This is a genomic window from Nocardia cyriacigeorgica GUH-2, from assembly GCF_000284035.1.
In the GTDB taxonomy this organism is placed as follows: domain Bacteria; phylum Actinomycetota; class Actinomycetes; order Mycobacteriales; family Mycobacteriaceae; genus Nocardia; species Nocardia cyriacigeorgica_B.
On sequence record NC_016887.1, the window covers coordinates 1919789 to 1943001 of the forward strand.

Sequence of the window (23213 nt, forward strand, 5' to 3'; positions counted from 1 at the left end):
CCCCGTGTCGCCATGTAACACAGATTTAACGCCGGGTGCCTACAGTCGCGGACATGGATCGCCAGAAGGAATTCGTGCTGCGGACGCTCGAAGAGCGGGATATCCGCTTCGTGCGGCTCTGGTTCACCGACGTCTTGGGCTATCTGAAGTCCGTGGCGATCGCCCCCGCCGAACTCGAAGGCGCCTTCGAGGAAGGCATCGGTTTCGACGGCTCGGCCATCGAGGGATTCGCCCGGATCTCCGAGGCCGATATGGTCGCCCGGCCCGACCCGTCGACCTTCCAGGTGCTGCCGTGGGCCACCAGCAAGGGTCACCAGCATTCCGCGCGCATGTTCTGCGACATCACCATGCCCGACGGCTCGCCGTCATGGGCCGATCCGCGGCACGTGCTGCGCCGTCAGCTGAACAAGGCCGGTGACGTCGGCTTCAGCTGCTACGTGCACCCGGAGATCGAGTTCTTCCTGCTCAAGAACACCCCCGACGGCTCGGATCCGGTGCCCGCCGACAACGGCGGGTTCTTCGACCAGGCCGTGCACGATTCCGCCCCCAACTTCCGCCGCCACGCCATCGACGCGCTGGAGTCGATGGGCATCTCGGTGGAGTTCAGCCATCACGAGGGCGCGCCCGGTCAGCAGGAGATCGACCTGCGCTACGCCGACGCGCTGTCCATGGCCGACAACGTGATGACCTTCCGCTACCTGATCAAGGAAGTGGCCATCGACGAGGGCGTGCGCGCCACTTTCATGCCCAAGCCGTTCGCCCAGTACCCGGGTTCGGCCATGCACACCCACATGAGCCTGTTCGAGGGTGAGGCGAACGCCTTCCACGATCCCGACGATCCGATCAACCTCTCCGCCACCGCGCGGTCGTTCATCGCGGGCATCCTCGAACACGCCCCGGAGATCAGCGCGATCTCCAACCAGTGGGTCAACTCCTACAAACGTCTCATCCATGGCGGGGAGGCGCCCACCGCGGCGTCGTGGGGCCGGTCCAACCGGTCGGCGCTGGTCCGGGTGCCGATGTACACGCCGAACAAGTCCTCCTCACGCCGTGTCGAGATCCGCAGCCCTGATTCGGCCTGCAACCCGTACCTGACCTTCGCGGTGCTGCTGGCCGCGGGCCTGCGCGGCATCGAGAAGGGCTACACGTTGCCGCCGGAGGCCGAGGACGACGTCTGGTCGCTGACCGCCGCAGAACGCCGCGCGATGGGCTTCCGGGAGCTGCCCGGCACGCTCGACGAGGCGTTGCAGGCGATGGAGCGCTCGGAACTGGTCGCCGAAACCCTCGGTGAGCACGTGTTCGACTTCTTCCTGCGCAACAAGCGCCGGGAATGGGCCGACTACCGCAGCCAGGTGACGCCGTTCGAACTCAAGGAGTACCTGGGGCTGTGAGGGTCGCGGTGCGGTCGCGCCCACCACGACCTGCGCGCGAGCATGTAATTTGAAAGCATGGTCCGGCCCCCGACTGCCCGCTCCGCTGTCCCCGGCGTCGGCCGTCTCGGATTGCTCGAACCGACGGCCGCCGCCTCCCTGGCCGAACTGGCATGGGACAACATCGATGGCATCCCGCTGCTGTGGGCGCTCTCGCGCGCGCCCGACGCCGATCTGGCGCTGAACACGATCATCCGATTGCGCGAGGCGCTCGGATACGACTGGGCGGAACTGGATTCGGCGCTGCGCACCGATACCGCCTTGCGCGGCAGGTTGTTCGCGCTGCTCGGCTCGTCCACCGCGTTCGGCGATCATCTGGTGGCCGATCCGTCGGCGTGGAAGTCGCTGCGCCGCACCGATCTCCCGGACCGCGACGAGCTGGTCGCGGATCTGCTCGACGCCGTCGACGCCGTACCGGAGACGGGCCCCCATGCCGGGCCGATGCTGTTCCGGGCCGGGCAGTCCGGCCCGGAAGTCGTTGCGCTGCTGCGCAAACGCTACCGCGATCAGCTGATGCTGCTGGCCGCCCAGGATCTGGCGGCCACCGTCGAGAACGAGCCGGTGCTGCCGTACCAGGTGGTCGGCCGTCACCTCACCGATCTCGCCGACGCGGCCTTGACCGCGGCGCTGTCGGTCGCCGTCGCCCGGGTATGCCGCGACGAGCCGTGCCCGGTGCGCCTCGCGGTGATCGCCATGGGCAAATGCGGTGCCCGCGAACTCAACTACGTCTCCGATGTCGACATCGTGTTCGCCGCCGAACCGGCCGACGCCACCGCCGCCCGGCTGGCCGCGGAGATGATGAGCATCGGCAGCGCCGCCTTCTTCGAAGTCGATGCGGCGCTGCGCCCGGAGGGCAAGGCAGGCGCGCTGGTGCGCACCCTCGAATCGCATATCGCCTACTACCAGCGCTGGGCCCGCACCTGGGAGTTCCAGGCGCTGCTCAAGGCCCGCCCGATGACCGGCGATCTGACCCTCGGCGAGCAGTACCGTGACGCGCTTATGCCCATGGTGTGGTCGGCCTCCGAACGTCCCGACTTCGTGCCAGAGGTGCAGGCCATGCGCCGCCGCGTCGAAGACCTGGTGCCGGCCGATCTGCGCGAGCGCGAACTGAAACTGGGGCACGGCAGTCTGCGTGACGTCGAATTCGCCGTGCAGCTGCTGCAATTGGTGCACGGCCGGGTCGACGATACCCTGCATGTGCAGGGCACGGTCGAGGCGTTGACGGCCCTGGCGGCCGGCGGCTACGTCGGCCGCGACGATGCCGCCAACCTCACCGCCTCCTACGAGTTCCTGCGCCTGCTCGAACACCGCCTGCAATTGCAGCGGCTCAAGCGCACCCACACCCTGCCCGCCGACGACGACGAGGAGGGCATGCGCTGGCTGGCCAGGGCCGCCCATATGCGTCCCGACGGCCGCCAGGACGCGGTGGGCGTGCTGCGCACCGAGATCCGCCGCAACACCGTCCGGGTGCGGCGCCTGCACGCCAAGCTGTTCTACCGGCCGCTGCTGGAATCGGTCGTCCGGCTCGATTCGGACGCGCTGCGGCTGAGCCCGGACGCGGCCGTGCGCCAGCTCGCCGCCCTCGGTTACGCCGCCCCTGAACACGCGCTCGGCCATCTGCGCGCGCTCACCGGCGGGGTGTCGCGCAAGGGCCGCATCCAGGCGCTGCTGCTGCCGACGCTGCTGGAATGGCTCGGCGACACGCCGAATCCGGACGCCGGTCTGCTGGCGTATCGGCGGGTCTCGGAGGGGCTGGCCGAGCAGACCTGGTTCCTGCGCGAACTGCGCGACGAGGGCGCGGTCGCGCAGCGGTTGATGATCGTGCTCGGCTCCTCCGCCTACCTGCCCGATCTGCTGATCAATGCCCCCGAGACCATCCGCATGTACGCCGACGGCCCGAGCGGGCCGCTGCTGCTCGGCCCGCAGCCCGAGGACGTCGCCCGCGGCATCCTCACCGCCGCCGCGCGCTACGACGACCCGAACCGCGCGGTCGCCGCGGCGCGCTCGCTGCGCAGGCACGAACTCGCCCGCGTCGCCTCCGCCGATCTGCTCGGCCTGCTCGATGTGCCGCAGGTGTGCCGGGCGCTGTCATCGGTATGGGTGGCGGTGCTCGAAGCCGCGCTGCGGGCGGTGATCCGGGCCAGCGAGGCCGAACGCGGCGCACCCGCGCCCGCCGACTTCGCGGTGATCGGCATGGGCAGGCTCGGCGGGATGGAACTGGGCTACGGTTCCGACGCCGATGTGCTGTTCGTCTGCGATCCGCGCCCGGGCGAGGACGAGACCAAGGCGGTGCGCTGGGCCACCGGCATCGCCGAGCGGGTGCAGCGGATGCTCGGCGCGCCCAGCACCGACCCACCGCTGCAGGTGGACGCCGCGCTGCGTCCCGAGGGGCGCCAGGGTGCTCTGGTGCGCACCCTCGCCTCCTACGCCGCCTACTACGAGCAGTGGGTGCAGCCGTGGGAAGTGCAGGCCCTGCTGCGCGCCCACCAGGTGGCAGGCGATCAGGAGCTCGGCGTGCGGTTCCTGCACCTCATCGACAAGGTGCGGTATCCGGCCGGCGGTGTGTCGGCCGAATCGGTGCGCGAGATCCGCCGGATCAAGGCCCGCGTCGACTCCGAACGCCTGCCCCGCGGCGCCGACCCCGCCACCCACACCAAACTGGGCCGCGGCGGGCTCGCCGATATCGAATGGACCGTGCAGCTCATGCAGCTGCGCCACGCCCACGAGGTGCCCGAGCTGCACAACACCTCGACGCTGGAGGCACTCGACGTCATCGAGCAGAAGGGCCTGCTCGACCCCGAGGACGTCGACCTGCTCCGCCAGGCCTGGCTGATCGCCACCAAGGCACGCAATGCCCTGGTTCAGGTGCGCGGCAAACCGAGCGACCAGCTGCCCGCGCCCGGGCCGCAACTGTCGGCGGTGGCGTACGCGGCGGGCTGGCGCAATGGCGATGGCGGAGAGTTCCTGGACAACTACATGCGGATCACCCGGCGCGCGAAAGGCGTGGTGGAGCGGGTCTTCGGGAGCTAGCGAGAGTTTCGCCGAGCCTGTGGTCCGTTACCGGGTGCCCGGCGCGGCGAGTTGCCGGAACGTGCTGACGAATTCGCCGAGCGCGCGGCGGTCCTCGATATCCGGCGGGTGATGCCCGTTGTCCACGGTGACGGTGACCATGGTGCCCGCGGCGATACCCAGGTCCGCCCAGCACAGCGGCAGCAGCGGCGCGTGCACGGAGTGAGCATTGGCCGTGACGACGATGGTGGAGGAGTACCGGCTCGCCACGTCGTGCAAGGCTTCGGCGGTGTCGAGCGAGAGCGCGCCAGGGGAGTCGAACTCTTCGAAGTACACGGTGTTCCTCCTGTCCGGTGCCGGTCGGGCTCGCTTCGATTCTCACAGGATCCACACATTTGATCCACGAATCTGTCACCGGCCCGTTCTAGGGTCCCAGACATGCGAATATGGGTGAACCGGGCATTGCTCGGCACGGGGTGGGTTGCACTGCTGGCAGGCGTCGCGGGGATCGCGCTGTACTTCAGCGGGTCGCAGTGGCGGACGATGGTGCTGCTGGCTTCCGGTGCGTCGCTGCTGATGCTGGGCACGATCGTCGCGCTGGTGTTGTTCGCCCTCGCGCGCGGTCGGCGCAGCATGATCGCCGCCGGGATCGCGGTCGCGGCGGCGTTGTGGACGCAGGTGCCGCTCTATGTGCCCGACGGGCACGCCGCGACCGGACCGGAACTGACCGTGATGCAGTCGAATCTGCTGTTCGGCGGGGCGGATACGGGCGCGGTGGTCGACGCCGTGCGCGCGCAGAGCGTCGATGTGCTCACCCTCAACGAACTCACCCCCGCCGCTGTCGCCGGACTCACCGCCGCCGGCATCGGCGATCTGCTGCCCTACCACTACCTGAAGGATTCCGACGCCGGCGGCGTCGGCACCGGCATCTACAGCCGGTATCCGTTGCGCGACACCAAGAACTACGAGGGATTCCTGCTCCACAACATCTCCGCGATCATGGACCATCCCGACCGCGGCCCGATCGCGGTCTACGCCTTCCACCCGGTACCGCCGCCGCTGGATTTCGACCGGTGGCAGCGCGAATTGAGCGCCATCCGCGACATTCTCGAGGTGGAGCAGCGCCCGGCGATCGTCGGCGCCGACTTCAACGCCACCCGCGACCACAGCGCCTTCCGCGATTTGCTGCGCGGCCGTTTCGAATCCGCCGCCGACCAGGCCGGTGCCGGCCCGCTGCGCAGCTACCCGCAGGACCGCAGCTGGGGCCCGGTCATCGGCATCGACCACGTGCTGCTCGCCGACGCCACCGCCGACGAGGTCCGCACCCTGGTCGTGCCCGGCAGCGACCACCGCGCCGTCCTCGCCCGCACCCGCCTGCACTGAGCGAGACATCGCATCGCCGTGAATTTCCGCCGCGGCGATGCGTATCGGCGACGCCGAGCGATTACCATGTGGAGCGCTCGGACGGCAGGCGCATGCGGCGCCGGTCCGGGCCCGGGCTGTGTACCGGCCCGGTCGACCTTGGGGAGGCAATCAAGTGACAAGGAACAAGCGGCTGCGCTTCGCCGCCGCCATCGCGGCGTGCGCCGCGCTGGTGCTCACCGGCTGTTCGGAATCGGCCGAGGCGGCGCAGTCGGGTCCGGGGCAGGAAAACCCGTGGCAGATCGCGGGTGCGACGTCGAGCACCGGCCCGAGCGGGCCACGTCCCGACGCCCCGGACGCGCCGATCCAGGCCGAGAACGGTGACGGCGGGAAGATGGACCAGATCGCCCTCAACGCGGTCTACGACGTCCAGGAATTCTGGAAGACCGAGTACAGCAAGACCTTTCCCGGCACCTTCAAGCCGGTCGACAAGCTGATCTCCTGGGACGCGCTGGCGCCGAAGTCCGAGGCGGTCGAGTTCTGCACCATCGACACCTATCAGATGGTCAACGCCGCCTACTGCAGCACCGATCACTCGATCGGCTGGGACCGCGGCGTGCTGCTGCCCGAACTGGTCAAAGAGTTCGGCGACATGTCCGTGGTGATGGTGCTCGCGCACGAGTACGGCCACGCCCTGCAGGGTCAGGCCAAGATCTCCGATCGGCGCACCCCCGGTCTGGTGCGTGAGCAGCAGGCCGACTGCTTGGCCGGTGTGTACCTGCGCTACGTCGCCGAGGGCGATTCCGAGTACTTCACCATGAACACCACCGACGGCCTCAACGGCGTGCTCGGCGCGACCGTCGCGGTGCGCGACCGGGATCCCGACGACCCGGACAACGTGCATGGTTCGGCCTTCGAGCGGGTGACCGCGGTGCAGATGGGCTACACCAACGGCGCCGAGGCCTGCAAGGGCATCAACGAAGCCGAGATCGAACAGCGCCGCGCCGGCCTGCCGATCACCTTCGAAGACGACAACGGTGACCGTCAGCTGCCCGTCGACCAGGAATCGCTGGTCAGCGTCGCCAATGCCGCCGCCAAGGCGCTGCCGTCCGATTCCGCCCCGCAGTACGACTACACGGGCGTGGCGTCGAGCTGCTCCGGCGTGACCGTCACCGAGCCGGTGTCCTACTGCCCGGATACCAACTCCATCGGCACCGACATCCCGGCCCTGGCCGAACGCGCCGGACCGCTGGAGGACGAGGACAAACCGCTGTCGGCGATCGTCAGCGGCGACTACAACGCCTACGTCGTGTTCATCTCCCGCTACGCCCTCGCCGTGCAGAAGGCCCGCGGCCTGTCGGTGGAAGGCGCCGACACCGCCGGCCTGCGCACCTCCTGCCTGTCGGGTGCGATCACCACCGAACTGAGCAAGCCGGGCCGCGAAGTCCAGCTGTCGGCCGGTGACCTGGACGAGGCCATTTCCGGGTTGCTGTCGGACGGTATGGCCGCCAGCGACGTCAACGGCAAGACCGTGGACAGCGGTTACCTGCGGCTCGAGGCGTTCCGCCTGGGCGTGTTGCAGGGTGAGGCCGCCTGCGCCAGCAAGTACAACTGACGCGCTGTGAACGGCGAAGGCGCCGAGGTCGTGTGGTCGACCTCGGCGCCTTCTGCTGTGTGGCCCGCGCCGATCTACTTGCCGAGGTGTGCTTCCAGCCACTCGACGACATCGCCGAGCACCTGGTCCTGCTCGGGCTCGTTGAAGATCTCGTGGTAGAGGCCGTCGTAGCGGCGCACGGTGAGATCTTCAGCGCCCGCGCCCTTTTCGATGAGATCGGTGCTCGACGGTGCGGCGATGGTGTCGGCAGTGCCGTGCATGGCCAGCGTCGGTACCGTCAGCCGTTGCAGGCGGCCCTTCACCGCTAGCGCGGCATTGAGAATCTCGGTCGCGGTGCGCGCCGGGAGCTTGCCCCGGAACACCAGCGGATCGCTGTCGTAGGCGGCGACCACCTTCGGATCGCGGCTGATATCGGCGGAATCCAGCTTCAGCACACCGAGATTCGGTGTCAACCGGGTGAGCACCGGCGCCAGCAGCCGCTGAATCGGATTGCCCACCGGAATGTCGAGCGGCGGCGCCGACACCACGATCCCGTCCACCTCGATCGGCTCCCGCGTCGCCAGGAACAGCACGATCAGGCTGCCCATCGAATGCGCGAGCAGGAACGCCGGCACCTCCGGAAACTCCCGCCGAGCCATCGCCAGCAAGGTCGCCACATTGTCGGCCGCCGCATCCATCGACCCGATATTCGCCCGCGCCCCACCGGAAATCCCATGCCCCGGATGATCTAGCGCATACACCGCGAACCCGGCCCCCGCCAGCCGCCGCCCGACATGCTCATACCGCCCGGCATGCTCGGCTACGCCGTGCACCAGCACGATCACCCCACGCGCATCCGTTTCGGGAAGCCAAGCCCGCCACTCGATCCGGGCTCCGTGCCCGATGAAGTTGCCGGTGTCGGCGTGGGTCTGTTCACCGGGTGTGGGCGCCGCGTCATCCGGGGAGGCTGCATCGCCGCCCTCGGCCGCGTCCGAGTTATCGGCCGCGTTCTGCTCGGCCGTCGAGGCGCCGCCAGCTACTGCGGCCGTTTCGGCTGCGGTGGTTTCGGTCTCGGTCGCGGTGGTGTCGGTGGGAGTGCCGGTGTTGTCGGTGGCGGCAGTGTCGGCGGGAGTATCAGCGTCTTTGGGCGCGCCGGTGCCGCCGGATGCAGCAGCCGCGGTGGGTTCAACGCTGTCGGCGGACGCGATGGCGTCGGCCGAAGCGGCAGTGTTGCCAGGTGCGGCAGCGTCGCCGGATTCGGCGGAGTCGTCGGATGTGCCGGTGGCGTCGGCGTCGGTGGAACTGCCGGCCGCGTCGTTGGTGCCGACGGCGGTGGCGGTACCCGGTTCGTCGGGTGCGTCGGAGCGGCCGGATGCGGCGGCGGGGGCGGATTCAGCGGTGTCGCCCGAAGCAGCGGTGTCGTCGTCGGACGCGGCGCTGGTCGCGGGTGCAGTTGGGTCGTCGGAAGCTTCCACGTGGGCTGTGCCTTTCGCATCGGAGGGAGCGGTGGCGTTGCCGGATTCGCCGGTCGTGCCCGAGGCGGATCCGGTCGCTGTGGAGATGCCGGAATCATCGGTTGCGGACGTGGGTGATGCGTCGAAACTGGCTTCGGCGCCAGTCTTTTCGTCCGATACCGCGTCTGCGCCCGCAGCCGTATCGCTGGCGGCGGGTGTCTGGATAGTGCCGACCGATTCCGCACCAACTGCGTCCTGCGTGATCGTGGACGCGGTGTTCGTATCGGCGACGGCGGCAGGCTCCGACGCGTCGCCCGCCGGTCTGCCATCGGCACCTGGCTCCGCTCCGGCAACGGACTTCGCGGCCGCCGACTTCTTGGCAGCGGCGCGCGAAGCTGTCGCAGTCGAGGTGGATTTGCGGGCGCGCGAGGTGCTCTTGGCGGCGGACTTCTTCGCCGGCTGCTCGTTCGCCGAGTCTTCGGCATCGGTCGTCGACGCGGCGGCAGATGTGGTGGCGGTGGTCTTGGATGCCGCTTTCGGCGCAGCCTTCTTCGCAGCCCGCTTCTTGGCCGGGGTGTTCGTAGCGGAATCGGCGGCGGGGAGGTCTGCGGTCAGAGGCTCGGCGGATGTAGCGGCGGTGCTCTTGGCCTCGTCGGGGGTGGTGGCCTTGCCGTTCGCGCCTGCACCTGCACCTGCGGCTGCGGTGTTGCGCGGCGTCGCTTTCGCCGCCGTTCTCTTCGCCGCCGTGCCAGCCTTCTTCGCTGCCGTGCCGGACGCCTTGGCCGCCGTGGCGGAGGTCTTGGCTGCCGTGGCGGAGGTCTTGGCTGCCGTGCCGGAGGTCTTGGCCGTCGTGCCGGAGGTCTTCGCCGCCGAACCAGCCTTCTTCGCTGCCGTACCCGACGTGGCACCGGACGCCGCGCTCTTGGTGGCCCGCGTGCTGGTCTTCTTGGCCGCGGCCTTCGCCGGCGTCTTCTTCGCGGCACCGTTGCCGGCGTCGGCGGTGGCGGAATCGGTTGTGCTGGAGGCGGAGTGGTTGTCCGGCTCGGCGGATTGGCTCATGTGTCGGTCCCTCGGGTGGCGCTTGACGCCGGCCCACGGGTGGGGCTCGGCGCCGGGTCGGCGAGCTGGTCGATCAGCCGCCGGTTGAATTCGATGAGGCGAGCGTAGTTGACGCGGGAGATCCGTTCATCGGTTCCATGGATGCGTTCGAGATCGGTCCGGTCGAACACGACGGGGGCGAAGTTGCAGCGCGTGGTGGCCAGGTCGTCGTAGTGGCGCGAGTCGGTGGCGCCGGGGACGATGCCGCTGGTCACCGCGATCCCGGGGACCACCTCGGTGGCCAGGCGGGCGATCCGGTCGAACGCCGGACCCGGTGCGCTGACCTGCGACGGCTCCGACGACATCCCGACCAGCTCGATGCGCACACCCGCATCTCGCACGACCCGGCGGCAATGTTCCAGCACCTTGCCGACCGAATCACCCGGCAGAATACGGAAATTGATCAGCGCCTCGGCATGCTGCGGCAGCACATTCGCCTTCACCCCGCCCCGGATGACGGTCGGCGCGGTCGTGGTCCGCACCATCGCCTCGGTCTGCGGCCGGGCCGCCAGCACCCGCGTGATCACCGGCCCCGCGACCCCGGCCATGCCCAGCAGCTTGCGCCGCGCCGGCGGCATGGCCTGACGCAACCGGGCCAGCATGTCCTCGACCACCGGCGTCAACCGCAGCGGCATCGGCCGATCCTGCAGCCGCCCCACCGCCCGCGCGATCCGCCCGACGGCGGTCTGCTTCCCGGGCATGGAGGAATGACCGCCCACATCGGTCACCGTCAACCGGACGGTCGCATATCCCTTCTCGCCCACCATGATCGAGGCCACCGGACGGTCGACTCCATCGGCCACACCCTCGGTGATCACCCCACCCTCATCGAGCAGCAGGTCGGCGCGCACACCCCGCTCCCGCAACACCTGCGCCATCCGCACCGCACCGCCGTCGCCGAAGACTTCTTCGTCGTGCCCGAACGCCAGATATACCGTCCCCGCCGGCCGCACGCCCGCCGCCAGCGCCGATTCGACGGCCTCCAGAATCGCCATTACCCGGCTCTTGTCATCGATCGCCCCACGCCCCCAGATGAACTGACCATCCACTACCCCCGCGAACGGCGGATGCGTCCAATGCGGCTGGTCATCGGCCGGAACGACATCCTGGTGCGCCAGCAGGATCGCCGCCGTCGGCGACGGATCGGCCCCGCGCCAGGTGTAGAGCCGACTGTGCCCAAAAAGCTCCAACTCGAGCTCGGCATGTACCAGCGGAAACGACCGTTCCAGATGCTCGGCCAGCAGAGTGAACTGCGCGTCATCGGTGTCTGCGGGATCCTCATGCGACACCGTCGCACACCGCAATGCCGCCGCAAGCCGCTCGGCCGTCGCGTCATCGACACCCCGACGGCGATCTGCCGGGCCGCGCCGGTCGCTCCCGGTCGCCCGGATTCCAGCGATCTCACCAGCACCTGCCGCTCGCGCACGACCACCGGGCTCATGGTGTCGGGCCGTCGTCGCTGCGGCTGTCGCAGGAGCCCCTACGGCATCGGGTTGATGGGCCTCGTCGTCCGGCCCGGCCGCTCGCGCGCTGCCACGCGGTCCACCCGCCTGCTCGCGGCGATCCGCTTCTTGCCCGGCACTATCCGCTTCCGTGACAGGCGGTCCCCCGGATCCCCGCTGGTCAGCGGCACGGTCCACCCCGTTGGCCGAGGCGCTCGGCGCATCGGCTGCGGGGTCGTTTCGCGCGGCTTCGCTCATCGGGTGGGGGCAGTGGGCAGGTTCATGGGCACCACTGCATTGTTCACCACCCCGGCGTCGAGGGCGCGGGTCTTCTTCCGATGCCACTTCGGGATGGCTTCGCCGATGCCGCCGGGCAGGTCGGCGGTGCGCGGCTCGGTCAGCACCGGAACCTCGAGCCGCGCCGCGGTGACGGTGACCTCGGCGAAGGCGGGGGAGTGCGACCACACGTCGTCCACCACATCGGTGATGCGCACGCCGAGCCGGTGCCCGGCCGCGATCGGCCAATCCTGGGCCAGCAGCCGCACCTGCGCGGTCTCGCTCACCGGCGCGATTCCCCGGGTGATGACGACGGCGTTGTTGTCCGGCGCGATATCGAACAGCTCCACCGCCACCGTCGCGTTCGGCGGACCGCTCAGCGACACCGTCGCCGTCGGGACCCCCGACAGATGCACTTCGCGGTCGAACGGCGCGGTCACCGACCAGATCTCCCGGTCCGGCCCGGGCAGCAGCCCACGGTCGGTGTAGCGGCCGGTGCGCAACTGCACCGGAACGCGCACCGTGTCGGCGGCCGGCCACTGCGTCTCACCACGCCAGCGTCCGTCGAACTGGCCGACGGTGATCCGCGGCCCCGGGATCTGCACATCGCGTCCGGCCACGTGCTTGTCGAAGAAGGCCAGCAGTTCGGTGTCGAAATGCGGCGTCGCGCACTTCTCGTGGCAGGTCTGGTGCCCCCACTGCCCGAACCAGGCCTTGTGGTCGCCGGGCCCGAGGTTGTTCCACAGATCGATCACGCGGTAGGCGCGGGTGTTGTAGTCGAGGAAGCCTTGGCCGAGGAACAGCGGAATGGTGTTGCCGTCGAGCTTGGCCACCAGGTCGCGGTCGCGCCAGAACTCGGTGGCGCCGTTGTGATCGGTGATGTTCTCGAGGTAGCGGGCGTAGCACTGCATCGGCAGTTGCAGCGCGTTGGCCTGGTATTCGGGGGAGTCGCCGGGATGCGGCGGGGTGGAGGCGATCAGCACGTGCTCGAAACCGGCGAGATCGGCAGGGCGCACCCCGTCCTCGGTGACCGGTTTACCGGAGAACTTCCACGACACCCCCTGCATGTAGAGGTAGGTGTAGGGGTCGACCACGGGCTCGAACGCCGCGACCGCCGCCAGGCCCGCCGGCTTGCCCGCCAGCCCCATCAACCCGGTCCACGCCTCGTAGGAGGTGCCCCACATGCCGACCTTGCCCGTCGACCACGGCTGATTCGCCGCCCACTCCACCGCCGCTGCTACGTCGGCCCGCTCACCCGGGCCACCGAAATCCGGGCAGCCCGACGATCCGCCGAACCCGCGCAGGTCCACGATGACGTAGGTGTAGCCGGCGTTCAGGAACAGCTCGGGCGTCAGGTTCTCCACCGACGGCCCGCCCTCGAGCCGCGGTTCGCTCAGATACGCCGAGTGCGCGCGATACGGGCTGACGGTGAGGATCACCGGAGTGCGGACGTCGTCGCCCAGACCGGCCGGGCGCAGGATGTCGGCATGCAACCGGGTGCCGTCGGGCGCATCGATGTAGGCCTCACGCCACTGGTGCGGCACCTCCGGCCGCGCGCCCGCCGTGAGCGGGACGCCGGCGGTCACCACCACCAGCACGCCGACCACGAGCAGAAGTGCACGCACCAGAACAGGTCGACCACGCACCGCTCGATTACCTCCGCATCCGTTCCAGCCCACGCGCGGGCCGGCGACGGACTACGTCGGCAGCGCACCTAAGAAGTATCGGGTTGCCGGTCGCACGTCCAGCCCCCGGAACCGGGGGTGCCCGCGCCGTCGCCGACCAGCGGCCCGGGGCGCACAGCGCACAACCGTGGCGGCGGTCGTCCCGTGGCGGGAACGCTCACCCACGGGCACTATCCTGAGAGGCATGCCAGCAGGTAAGCCCACCAAGGAAGCGAAGGCCGCGGCGAAAGCGGCCCGCAAACAGCAGTCGAAGGAGCGCCGCCAGCAGCTGTGGCAGGCGTTCCAGATGCAGCGCAAGGAAGACAAGCTGCTGTTGCCGCTGATGATCGGCGCGCTGGTCGGCATCACCGTCGTGTTCTTCCTGATCGGGCTGATCTTCGGCCTGCAATGGTTCCTGCTGCCGCTGGGCATCCTGCTCGGCGTGCTCGTCGCGTTCATCATCTTCGGCCGCCGCGTGCAGCGTTCGGTGTACAGCAAAGCCGAAGGTCAGGCGGGTGCGGCGGCCTGGGTGCTGGACAACCTGCAAGGCAAATGGCGGGTCAGCAACGGTGTTGCCGCGACGACCCAGCTCGATGCCGTGCACCGTGTGGTCGGCCTGCCCGGCGTCATCTTCGTCGCCGAGGGCTCGCCGCAGCGGTTGAAGTCGCTGATCGCGCAGGAGAAGAAGCGCACCGCCCGCCTCGTCGGCGACACCCCGATCTACGACGTCATCGTCGGCAACGAGGAGGGCCAGGTTCCGCTCAAGGAACTCCAGCGCTACCTCACCAAGCTGCCTCGCAATATCGACGCCAAGCGCATCGACCTCATCGAAGGCCGCCTCGCCGCCCTCAGCGCCCGCAGCGGCCCGGCCCTGCCGAAGGGCCCGATGCCGGCCGGCGCCAAGATGCGCGGCGTGCAGCGCACGATTCGCCGCCGCTGAAGCGCGACTGATTTTCAGCGAGGGCCGGTGTTCCCACTCGGGGCGCCGGCCCTTTTGCGTGCGGGGTCGGAAGCCATGCGGGGTCGAGACGCGCGGGGTCTAGACGCGCGGGTGTCGGGAAGTGCGGGGTGTCCGGACGTGCGGATATCGAGACGTATGGAGGTCGAATGGGCTGTCGCCGTTCGTACGTTCAGGCGGTGATCAGCCAGCGAACCCGGTCAAACGCGATGACGTGATAGATGACCAGGACCGCCGCGAATCCCAACGCCCACCCCGGCAGACCGGCAACCCACAGCGCCGCGGCCCCGCCGAACAGCACCACCGACTCCACCACCAACCGCACCCGGCCGGAGACCGCGACCGGCGCCTTACCACCGCGGCTCGGATCGCCCGGCACCGCGAATGTGCCCCACAGCGCGGCCGCCGCGAGCGGCAAAATCACGACCAGCGCGTACTTCCATGGCGCATCGAATGCCCAGCCGAGCACACCGAAGGCGACGAGGGCGGCGAGTTCGAGGACGAGCCGAACGGCGAGCATGGCCGGATTCAATGACACGGCGGCAGCTTATTGCCCGCCGATCACTATGCCCCGGAGCGGGACGTCAGCGCGCGCGAACCACCGCGGTACCGGTAGCCCGATCGTGCATACCGCGCCCATCCGCATCGGTGAACAGCGCCGGCACGACGAAGATGAGCAGCAACTGACGACCGAGCGCCCGCACAAAGCCCACCCGCACCGGCGCGTCCACCCGGATCACCCGCAACCGCAGGAAGTACTGGCCCGGCGTGAACCCGAACAGCGTCACCGCGAGGATGCCGATCACGACCCACACCATCCAGGTCGGTGTGCTCAGCGCGCTCACCACGGCCTCGAAGTTGGTCGGTGGCTGCTTATCCGCCGGCAGGTCGAGGTCGGCGATGATCTGCTGCGGGTTCGGCCGCACGATCAGGGCCGCGATCCCCATCGCGATCACCCAGTCCACCATCAGCGCGGCGATGCGGCGGCCCATGCCCACCAGCGAGCCCGCGCCCTCGCGCGGCAACCCGATGTGTTCGCCCTTGAACTCGGGGGTTGCCGGATCGCCCGGATCCGCCGTCGGTCCGGAGAGCCAGGATCCGGTGATGCGTGCCATGGCCTCCAGGATAGGTGTATGCGGCAGGCCACCCACGACCGCATAACCGGTGCTCACGCCGTCGCCCCAGGTCACGGATGGCAGAATGACGTCACCGTCAGAGCATGGGTGGCACATGCCACCCGTTCGGTAGCACGTGTAACACTGGCGAAACACAACCTTGACTGCCGGGAAACACCGCGTCCATACCGTCTGGTCGCGACGCCCATGCAATCGACACTGGCCTGGGAAACTATCCGTAAGGAGAACTAAGTGACGTTCAGCACGGCCGACGAGGTCATCAAATACATCGCCGATGAGGACGTCGAATACGTCGACATCCGCTTCAGCGATCTTCCCGGTGTTCAGCAGCACTTCTCCATCCCGGCGAAGGCGTTCACCGCCGACCTGGCCGAGGAAGGGCTGGCGTTCGACGGTTCCTCCGTGCGTGGTTTCCAGTCGATCGACGAGTCGGACATGCTGCTGCTGCCCGACTACAGCACCGCGCAGCTGGATCCGTTCCGCGCCGCCAAGACGCTGAACCTGAACTTCTTCGTGCACGACCCGTTCACCCGCGAGGCCTACTCCCGCGACCCGCGCAACATCGCGCGTAAGGCGGAGGAGTACCTGCGCTCGACCGGTATCGCCGACACCGCGTACTTCGGTGCCGAGGCGGAGTTCTACATCTTCGACTCGATCCGTTACGACTCGGCCATGAACGGCGCGTTCTACGAGATCGAGTCGGTCTCCGGCTCGTGGAACACCGGCGCCGAGTTCAACCCGGACGGCACCCTCAACCGCGGCTACAAGGTCCGCAACAAGGGCGGTTACTTCCCCGTCGCGCCGTACGACCACTACGTCGACCTGCGCGACAAGATCGCCACCAACCTCCAGCAGGCCGGTTTCGAGCTCGAGCGCGGCCACCACGAGGTCGGCACCGCCGGTCAGGCCGAGATCAACTACAAGTTCAACACCCTGCTCTCGGCGGCCGACGACCTGCAGCTGTTCAAGTACATCGTCAAGAACACCGCGTGGCAGGAAGGCAAGACCGTCACCTTCATGCCGAAGCCGCTCTTCGGTGACAACGGCTCGGGCATGCACGTGCACCAGTCGCTGTGGAAGGACGGCAAGCCGCTGTTCCACGACGAGTCCGGCTACGGTGGCCTGTCGGATCTGGCCCGCCACTACATCGGCGGCATCCTGCACCACGCGCCGTCGCTGCTGGCGTTCACCAACCCGACCGTGAACTCCTACCACCGTCTGGTTCCGGGCTACGAGGCCCCGATCAACCTGGTGTACTCGCAGCGCAACCGCTCCGCCGCGGTCCGCATCCCGGTCACCGGTAACAACCCGAAGGCCAAGCGCATCGAGTTCCGCGCGCCGGACTCCTCGGGTAACCCGTACCTGGCCTTCGCCGCCATGATGATGGCCGGCCTGGACGGCATCAAGCGCAAGATCGAGCCGCTGGCCCCGGTCGACAAGGACCTCTACGAGCTCCCGCCGGAGGAGGCCAAGAACATCCCGCAGGCCCCCACCAGCCTGGCCACGGTCATCGACCGCCTCGAGGCCGATCACGATTACCTCACCGAAGGCAACGTCTTCACCGAGGACCTGATCGAGACCTGGATCAACATCAAGCGCGAGCAGGAAATCGCCCCGGTGAACCTGCGCCCGCACCCGTACGAGTTCGAGCTCTACTTCGACGTGTAAATCGAAGTAAGGCAAGACGTTTCGAGCCCTCCCGCACTTCGGTGCGGGAGGGCTCGTCCCGTTGCGGGGGCTCGAGGGCGTCCTGTTGATCAGGAATCGAGAAGCGGTGTGTATTCGCCGGTGGCTAGCGTGGAGTGCGAATCGCGCAGGGTTCTGCGCAGCGCCCAGGAACGGAATGGGAGGTCACCGATGGCAGGCGATCAGCAGGTGAGCGGGAAACGTAGGCCCGGGACGCCGGGGCCGGTGTCGCGGTGGTTCCAGAAGAAGATGAACACCCCGCACCGCCGCGAAGATGCGCCGTAAGGGCAGCGGCAAGGTGATGGGCATGGACGTCCTGATCCTGCACACCGTCGGCCGCCGCAGCGGGGAGCGCCGGGAGACGCCCCTGGCCTGGTTCGGCGACGGCGACGCCAAGCTGATCGTGGCCTCGGGCGGTGGGAGCGTGAACCCCGACTGGTACGCCAATCTGACCGCGCACCCCGAGCAGGTCTCCATCGAACTCCCTGGTGAGGGCAGCGCCGACGTGATTCCGCAGACCCTCGACGGCACCGACCGAGAGGATGCCTGGAAGCGCATCATCGCCGAGGAACCGCGCATCGGGAAGTATCAGAAGAAGTCCAAGCGGATCTACCCGGTGGTCCGGCTCACCCCGCGCTAACTGCGGCTCAGTCGGTGGGGCCCTCGCACCAGTCGTCGAACGCGTCGAACGCGGGCTCGATCGCCGGCGGCACCATATCCTCGATCCGATCCTCGATCGGCTCCCACATCGCGGCACACTGCGGCGGCGCAGGCGGCAACATCTCCACGTACTGCGTCAGCGGCGACTCCGGCTCCGGCGCCTCCGGCTGCGCCCCCGCCACACCTGCCCCCGCCAACGTCACGGCCGCCGCGATTCCGACCGACGCGACCACTCGCTGTGCAATACCCACGACAACCTCCTGAGCTGCTCCGTTCTCCACGGCGGCCATCCGCCGCCTCGCCGGTCGCATACCCGGGTTTCGGCTGCTTACGCGGGGCGCCCGCAATCACGCCGTTCGCTCAGCCGACCACGAGCCGCACGCCACGCGTCCCTGTTCGGCATCGTGCTCACCGTGGCATGGCTGACGATCCTCGGCGACGGTGTGCCGCCGTCGGGCGCGGTCGTCGCCGCCTACTGCGTGAGCGTCGGTGGATGTGTGCGCGGCTAGCCGTTCGCACGATGCCCCGACGGCCGGCTCGTGATGTGCGCCGGCCGAGTCGGTCGCGGCTGAATGCCGTGCGTGTTGGGGTCGGGTGCCGCACACTACTCGGAACAGATGTCCGATCGGGGCGGCCGGGAGTTGGTCTCGGAGAGCAGTAGAAGGGATTTCATGGCGATGGCGATCCGTGAACGGCCAGGCCCGGCACATCTCGACAGCACATTCATCTACGGTGAGCCCTTCGAGACCGCCGATGGCGCCACGATCATCACCGTCGCGCAGCGCTACGGGCGCTTCGCCTCCGGGGTGCGGCCGGTCGGAATTTTCACTATCCGCAACGGCGAGGCCGTCTGGGTGCCGGCCGTCGACGTCAACCGGATCGCGTTGCTCGGAGAATGTCTCGGCCTGCTCTCCGTCGTAATCGTCACCCTCGCCATCCTGCGGCGCCCACCGTGGCCCGACCTGTCCCGTCATCGGACCCGGCGCCGGTCGCGCTCGCCTGAGTGAACGTCCCGCCGTTCTGCTTCGTCAGGTGAACCTCCCGCTGCAGCAAGGCATTTCACTTGACCGCAACGGCCGGCCGCCGACGCCGGGCTACAGCCCCAGCCGGTTGGATTCCGGAGATGTTACTGCTGCCCTGCTTGCCCCAAACGGCTGCCCAGACCCGACATACACAAGGTCTCGAACCGCCGCCATGCCGTCGCGGGCGGCGTCGGAGCCTTCGGATCGATGACGGACCCGAGTAGTCCGATCAAACCCCAGGACAGGAATGCGACGGTGTCGGCGAACTCGCTGCCATTCATGTCGAGCTGCCCCTCCAGCTGCTCGGTCAGAACGCTGCTGATCGACCGCTGATAGCCGCGCAGCACCGTTGCGCTGCTCTTCGGGCCGATCAGCGGCTGGTAGACGTCCGGATAGTCGGCGGCGAGGTGGAACATGATCCGCAGCGGGGCGAGTGGGGAACCGCCTGTTCCGCGCACCTGCTCGATCTCCCGGCGCAGGAACTCGGTGCAGCTCACCACGAGCAGATCGTCCTTGTCGCGATAGTGCGCGTAGAAGGTGGACCGGCCGACGTCGGCGCGATCGATGACGTCGGTGACCGTCACCCGCTCATACCCACGTTCGATCATCAGCTCGATCAGCGCGCGATGCAGCTGGTCGCGGGTGCGGCGTACGCGGCGGTCGGGGGATTCGGCCATACCGGCTCTCTCGTCGGGCGGACAGATCCGGTGGATCTGTGCGGAAACGAACGGATCCGCAGCTTTTGATTCTGGCCCGAAATGGGCGGAATTCCGACGATGGGCACATGCCAGAAACCGATCAGCACTCCCACACCATGTTCGTCGACGACGCGGACACCGGCCTCGTCATCTCGAGCCTGCGCCGCTACAACCTGTTCACCGCCGTGTTCTTCCTCGGCCGCCATCCCCGCCTGATTCGCGAATTGGCCGCCGCCAGCGGTGCCCAACCGGGCAACCGCGCGCTCGATATCGGCTGTGGCCCAGGCAAGCTCGTGCGCGCGCTCGGTAACCTGGTCGGCCCGAACGGTTCGGCCACCGGGGCCGACCCGTCCCACGAAGCCATCGAGCACAACCGCACCCACGACTCGACACCCCACCACCGCTACGTGCAATCCGCCGCCCAGCACCTCGACTTCCCTGACGCCGAATTCGACGTCATCACTTGCACTTTCGTCATGCACCACATCCCGGATCAGCACCGGGCAAAAGCCATCGACGAGATGTATCGCGTCCTGCGCCCGGGCGGCCGGCTCCTGCTCGCCGATGCCCACCCCTCCCCGCGATTCCGGGCGAACTTCGCCCGAATCATGCGGCTGACCGGCCAGGGCGGCCACACCGACCCCTTCGCCGACGTCGATATCCGCCAGTACACCGAAACCCTCCGCGCAGCAGGCTTCACCACCCCGCGGTTCTCCATCAGCCGATACTCCACCGGCATCCTCACCGCCATCAAGCCTTAGTGCGCTGCCGAGTGCTACATGAGCGAGGGGTCTACTCGACGTTTGCCTCGCTCATGTAGCGCTCGGCGGGGGCGCTAGCGCGCGAGGGCCTTTGTGTGGGCGGCGGCGACGAGTTCGGTGAGCTCGGCCTGCTCGCCTTCGTCCAGCACCGCGAACGCCGGTTCGATCAGCTCGTCGGTCACCGCTTCCGCCCGCTGCCACCGCTCGCGCACCTCGTCGGTGATCTCCTCGAACGGCTCCGGCCAGCCGTACCAGCGGGCCTGGCCGGGGCCGTCGTTGATGGGGGAGCCGGAGATCAGCACGGCCTGCAAGGGCGTGATGCCCGCGGCGCGCACGGCGATCAGGTGCAGCCCGCCACGCAGTTCCCGCAGTACATGGGTCAGTTGCATGACGCGCGCCGGCGCGTCCTCGGGCAACGGCATCGCGCGCCAGCCCGCGAACAGCGGCACACCGGCCGGATCCGCTGCCGCGGCAACGGTTTCGAGCAATTGCGCGAGACGCCCGGCCCGTTCGAACCCGCCGAGCTTACGCCGGCCGAAGTCGTGGCAGACCCGGGCGTATCGCTCGGCGGCCTTGGCGGCGGGCATCTGGACCGATTCCCAGGACGTGCGGATCGATTCTTCCGGGAAGAATCCGAACGCCGCGGTGACCACGGAGGCATCCACGTCACCGAGCACGCCACCGCGCCCGCGTGTGTACGGCGCGAAGAACGCGTCTACGCCGGTTTCGGCCGCGTATTCCTTTGCCTCCCTGGAGAACATGAATGCTCCGCCGAGCTGCTGAATGTAGGGGTTCACCGCCGCGCCGACCGACATGCAGGGTTCCTTCCGCTGGACTGACATCACCTGCCACCTTATGGGGTTTTACACCGTATGGAAGCCCCACTCTTGCGGGCGGGCAGTGACGCCTCTATGGTTCATTACATGAGTAATGAACCACTCAACCGAGGAAGGTGACCGTGCTCGAAGACGGCAGGCCGCTCTTTCAGCAGATCGCGGAGATGATCGAGAACTCGATCGTCGACGGATCGCTGCCCGAGGAGTCCCAGGCTCCCTCGTCGAACGAGCTCGCCGCCTTCCACCGGATCAACCCGGCAACCGCGGCCAAAGGGCTCAATCAGCTGGTGGCGGACGGGATTCTGTACAAGAAGCGAGGGATCGGAATGTTCGTCACAGCCGGTGCGCGCAATGCCCTGCGGATGCGCCGACGGGAACGGTTCGCCGAACAGTTCATCGACCCGCTGATCGCCGAGGCGGACAAGCTCGGCATGGGCATCGACGAACTCAAAGCCATGCTCGACCATCGAGAGGGGACACGATGAGCGCCGCGACCATCGAACCGGCCGTGCTCGACACCGAAGTCGTCGCATCCACGCGCGGGCTGACCAAGCGGTTCGGCTCCGTCACCGCGCTCGAGGACGTCACCCTCGATCTGCGTGAAAACACCATCTACGGCTTGCTCGGCCGCAACGGCGCGGGCAAGACCACGCTCATGCAGGTGATGACCGGCCAGGCGTTCCAGACCGCGGGCGAGGTGCGCGTGTTCGGTCACACCCCGCACGAGAACACCGAGGTGCTGCGTGGGATCTCGTTCATCAAGGAAAGCCAGGCGTATCCGGCGGACTACAAGGTCAAGCATGTGCTGACCGCAGCCCGGCATCTGCTGCGCGACTGGGATGAGGACTTCGCGCGAGAGTTGTTGCGCGACTTCGATCTACCCACCAACCGCAAGGTCAAGAAGCTCTCCCGCGGCATGATCTCCGCGCTGGGCGTCACCATCGGCCTCGCTTCGCGCGCCCCGCTGACCTTCTTCGACGAACCGTATCTCGGCCTCGACGCCGTCGCCCGGCAGTTGTTCTACGACCGCCTGCTCGCCGACTACGCCGAACATCCGCGCACCATCGTGCTGTCCACCCACCTCATCGATGAGGTCGCCGACCTGCTCGAACACGTGTTGCTCATCGACAAGGGCCGCCTCGTGGTCGACGCTCCCGCCGACGACCTGCGCGACACCGCGATGACGATCTCCGGCCCGACCGCCGACGTCGATTCCTTCCTCGGTGGGCGCCCGCAGTTGCGCCGCGAATCCCTCGGCAACCAGGCCAGGGTGATGCTGCGCACCGAGGACCGGGCCGACGACATCGCCCATGCGAAATCGCTGGGCCTGCTGGTCGAGCCGGTCTCGCTGCAGCAGCTCATCGTCGAAACCACCAATCTGCGCGGAAAGGATCAGTAATGCTGCGTCGAGCCATGTCCGTTTCCCGGCTCCACACCGTGGCCTGGCCTGTGCTGATCGCGTGGCCTCTCGGCATCTTGCTGGTGGCGTTCCTGATCCCGTGGGTGATCTTCTGGCTGGTCGATGCCGAGGAAGCCAATGTCACCGGCAGCGTCTCGGCCGCCTTCGGCATCGTCCTGGCGTTCTATCTCGGCGCCATGACGCAGACGTTCCCGTTCGCGCTGGGCATGAGCGTCACCCGCCGCGACTATTTCGCCGCCACCCTGCTCGTCGCCGCCGCGCAGATCCTCGGCACCGGCGTGCTGCTGTGGGGACTCGGGCTGATCGAGGAATCCACCGACGGCTGGGGCGTGCACATGGTGATGTTCGACGTCCCGGGCCAGTTCACCGGTAACCTGCTGATCCAACTCGGCACCTACCTGGCCATCCTCGCCTTGATCGCGGGCGCGGGCCTGCTGACCGGTGCGCTCTACCAGCGCTGGCGAGTGTCCGGCGTGTACACCTTCCTGGTCGCGCTACTGCTCGTCTTCGGTCTGGCGGCCATTGTGATCACCTGGCAGAGCTGGTGGCCCGAAGTCGGCCACTGGTTCGCCGACACGCCACGGGTCGTCCCGATGGTGCTGCTGCCCGGGGTCCTCGCGGTGGTGTGCACCGGCGGTGCGTGGGCCACGATCCGCCGGGCGACGGCGTAGCGATCGGTGCGAACGGCCTCGTCCGGGTACTCCGGA

The 23213-nt window shown here is 68.4% G+C and carries 22 protein-coding genes; 13 read left to right on the forward strand and 9 right to left on the reverse strand.

The features are described from left to right. Positions 1–53: 53 nt before the first annotated feature. Complete coding sequence (gene glnA / locus NOCYR_RS08660) at positions 54–1391, forward strand: type I glutamate--ammonia ligase (protein ID WP_014349978.1); 1338 nt, start codon at positions 54–56, stop codon at positions 1389–1391. Between the two features lie 57 nt (positions 1392–1448). Beyond that, positions 1449–4460, forward strand: coding sequence for a bifunctional [glutamine synthetase] adenylyltransferase/[glutamine synthetase]-adenylyl-L-tyrosine phosphorylase (locus tag NOCYR_RS08665; protein WP_014349979.1), 3012 nt, complete (start codon positions 1449–1451; stop codon positions 4458–4460). A gap of 27 nt (positions 4461–4487) precedes the next feature. Here NOCYR_RS08665 and NOCYR_RS08670 read toward each other — a convergent pair whose 3' ends face one another. Further along, complete coding sequence (locus NOCYR_RS08670) at positions 4488–4775, reverse strand: hypothetical protein (RefSeq protein ID WP_014349980.1); 288 nt, start codon at positions 4773–4775, stop codon at positions 4488–4490. A 102-nt stretch (positions 4776–4877) separates the two neighbouring features. Between NOCYR_RS08670 and NOCYR_RS08675 the strand changes: the two genes are divergently transcribed. Both NOCYR_RS08675 and NOCYR_RS08680 read left to right on the forward strand, forming a co-directional pair. Beyond that, on the forward strand, positions 4878–5822 hold the full coding sequence (locus tag NOCYR_RS08675; protein ID WP_048833191.1) for an endonuclease/exonuclease/phosphatase family protein: 945 nt from the start codon (positions 4878–4880) through the stop codon (positions 5820–5822). A gap of 154 nt (positions 5823–5976) precedes the next feature. Next, positions 5977–7416 (forward strand): metallopeptidase, encoded by a 1440-nt coding sequence (locus tag NOCYR_RS08680; protein WP_014349982.1) that lies wholly within the window; start codon positions 5977–5979, stop codon positions 7414–7416. A gap of 74 nt (positions 7417–7490) precedes the next feature. Here NOCYR_RS08680 and NOCYR_RS30735 read toward each other — a convergent pair whose 3' ends face one another. Beyond that, positions 7491–8870: an alpha/beta fold hydrolase gene (locus tag NOCYR_RS30735; protein WP_269147617.1), complete on the reverse strand. Its 1380-nt coding sequence runs from the start codon at positions 8868–8870 to the stop codon at positions 7491–7493. A gap of 31 nt (positions 8871–8901) precedes the next feature. On the opposite strand from NOCYR_RS30735, the gene NOCYR_RS30330 reads away from it, so the two are divergent. Continuing rightward, positions 8902–9996, forward strand: a complete 1095-nt coding sequence (locus NOCYR_RS30330) for a hypothetical protein (protein WP_148280571.1) — start codon at positions 8902–8904, stop codon at positions 9994–9996. Here the strand turns inward: NOCYR_RS30330 and NOCYR_RS08695 are convergent. Together NOCYR_RS08695 and NOCYR_RS08700 are read right to left on the reverse strand one after the other, a co-directional pair. Then, the gene (locus NOCYR_RS08695; RefSeq protein ID WP_014349984.1) at positions 9905–11236 is read right to left on the reverse strand and encodes a M20/M25/M40 family metallo-hydrolase; all 1332 of its coding nucleotides are present in this window, start codon (positions 11234–11236) and stop codon (positions 9905–9907) included. The genes NOCYR_RS30330 and NOCYR_RS08695 overlap by 92 nt on opposite strands. A gap of 407 nt (positions 11237–11643) precedes the next feature. After that, entirely contained in the window at positions 11644–13290 is a 1647-nt protein-coding gene (locus NOCYR_RS08700; RefSeq protein WP_014349985.1) for a CocE/NonD family hydrolase, read from the reverse strand. A 244-nt stretch (positions 13291–13534) separates the two neighbouring features. Here NOCYR_RS08700 and NOCYR_RS08705 point away from each other — a divergent pair, with 244 nt between their 5' ends. Beyond that, entirely contained in the window at positions 13535–14269 is a 735-nt protein-coding gene (locus tag NOCYR_RS08705) for a DUF4191 domain-containing protein (RefSeq protein WP_014349986.1), read from the forward strand. Between the two features lie 190 nt (positions 14270–14459). Here NOCYR_RS08705 and NOCYR_RS08710 read toward each other — a convergent pair whose 3' ends face one another. Continuing rightward, positions 14460–14825 carry a YrdB family protein gene (locus NOCYR_RS08710; protein ID WP_148280573.1) on the reverse strand — a complete coding sequence of 122 codons (366 nt, stop codon included), beginning with the start codon at positions 14823–14825 and terminating at the stop codon, positions 14460–14462. A 46-nt stretch (positions 14826–14871) separates the two neighbouring features. Further along, a complete protein-coding gene (locus NOCYR_RS08715) occupies positions 14872–15402 on the reverse strand; it encodes an RDD family protein (protein WP_048834023.1) in 531 nt (176 codons plus the stop codon). Between the two features lie 252 nt (positions 15403–15654). On the opposite strand from NOCYR_RS08715, the gene glnA (NOCYR_RS08720) reads away from it, so the two are divergent. Next, the gene (gene glnA, locus NOCYR_RS08720; protein WP_014349989.1) at positions 15655–17091 is read left to right on the forward strand and encodes a type I glutamate--ammonia ligase; all 1437 of its coding nucleotides are present in this window, start codon (positions 15655–15657) and stop codon (positions 17089–17091) included. A 292-nt stretch (positions 17092–17383) separates the two neighbouring features. Then, positions 17384–17749 (forward strand): nitroreductase family deazaflavin-dependent oxidoreductase, encoded by a 366-nt coding sequence (locus NOCYR_RS08725; protein ID WP_014349990.1) that lies wholly within the window; start codon positions 17384–17386, stop codon positions 17747–17749. 7 nt (positions 17750–17756) lie between these two features. On the opposite strand, the gene NOCYR_RS29685 is transcribed toward NOCYR_RS08725, so the two are convergent. Beyond that, positions 17757–18020, reverse strand: coding sequence for a hypothetical protein (locus tag NOCYR_RS29685; protein ID WP_014349991.1), 264 nt, complete (start codon positions 18018–18020; stop codon positions 17757–17759). 366 nt (positions 18021–18386) lie between these two features. Here NOCYR_RS29685 and NOCYR_RS08735 point away from each other — a divergent pair, with 366 nt between their 5' ends. Next, positions 18387–18776: a hypothetical protein gene (locus tag NOCYR_RS08735; protein WP_228781015.1), complete on the forward strand. Its 390-nt coding sequence runs from the start codon at positions 18387–18389 to the stop codon at positions 18774–18776. Between the two features lie 119 nt (positions 18777–18895). Here NOCYR_RS08735 and NOCYR_RS08740 read toward each other — a convergent pair whose 3' ends face one another. After that, entirely contained in the window at positions 18896–19468 is a 573-nt protein-coding gene (locus NOCYR_RS08740) for a TetR/AcrR family transcriptional regulator (RefSeq protein ID WP_014349993.1), read from the reverse strand. Positions 19469–19575: 107 nt separating this feature from the next. On the opposite strand from NOCYR_RS08740, the gene NOCYR_RS08745 reads away from it, so the two are divergent. Beyond that, positions 19576–20250: a class I SAM-dependent methyltransferase gene (locus tag NOCYR_RS08745; protein ID WP_014349994.1), complete on the forward strand. Its 675-nt coding sequence runs from the start codon at positions 19576–19578 to the stop codon at positions 20248–20250. Positions 20251–20324: 74 nt separating this feature from the next. Here the strand turns inward: NOCYR_RS08745 and NOCYR_RS08750 are convergent, their stop codons facing one another. After that, positions 20325–21065, reverse strand: a complete 741-nt coding sequence (locus NOCYR_RS08750) for an SCO6745 family protein (RefSeq protein WP_014349995.1) — start codon at positions 21063–21065, stop codon at positions 20325–20327. 143 nt (positions 21066–21208) lie between these two features. On the opposite strand from NOCYR_RS08750, the gene NOCYR_RS08755 reads away from it, so the two are divergent. From NOCYR_RS08755 to NOCYR_RS08765, 3 genes are read left to right on the forward strand one after another with little or no spacing between them, the layout of a single operon-like run. Further along, positions 21209–21571, forward strand: coding sequence for a GntR family transcriptional regulator (locus NOCYR_RS08755; protein ID WP_014349996.1), 363 nt, complete (start codon positions 21209–21211; stop codon positions 21569–21571). Next, positions 21568–22485, forward strand: a complete 918-nt coding sequence (locus tag NOCYR_RS08760; protein WP_014349997.1) for an ABC transporter ATP-binding protein — start codon at positions 21568–21570, stop codon at positions 22483–22485. Before NOCYR_RS08755 ends, NOCYR_RS08760 begins: the two co-directional genes overlap by 4 nt. Continuing rightward, positions 22485–23177: a hypothetical protein gene (locus NOCYR_RS08765; protein WP_048833193.1), complete on the forward strand. Its 693-nt coding sequence runs from the start codon at positions 22485–22487 to the stop codon at positions 23175–23177. Before NOCYR_RS08760 ends, NOCYR_RS08765 begins: the two co-directional genes overlap by 1 nt. Positions 23178–23213: the final 36 nt, after the last annotated feature.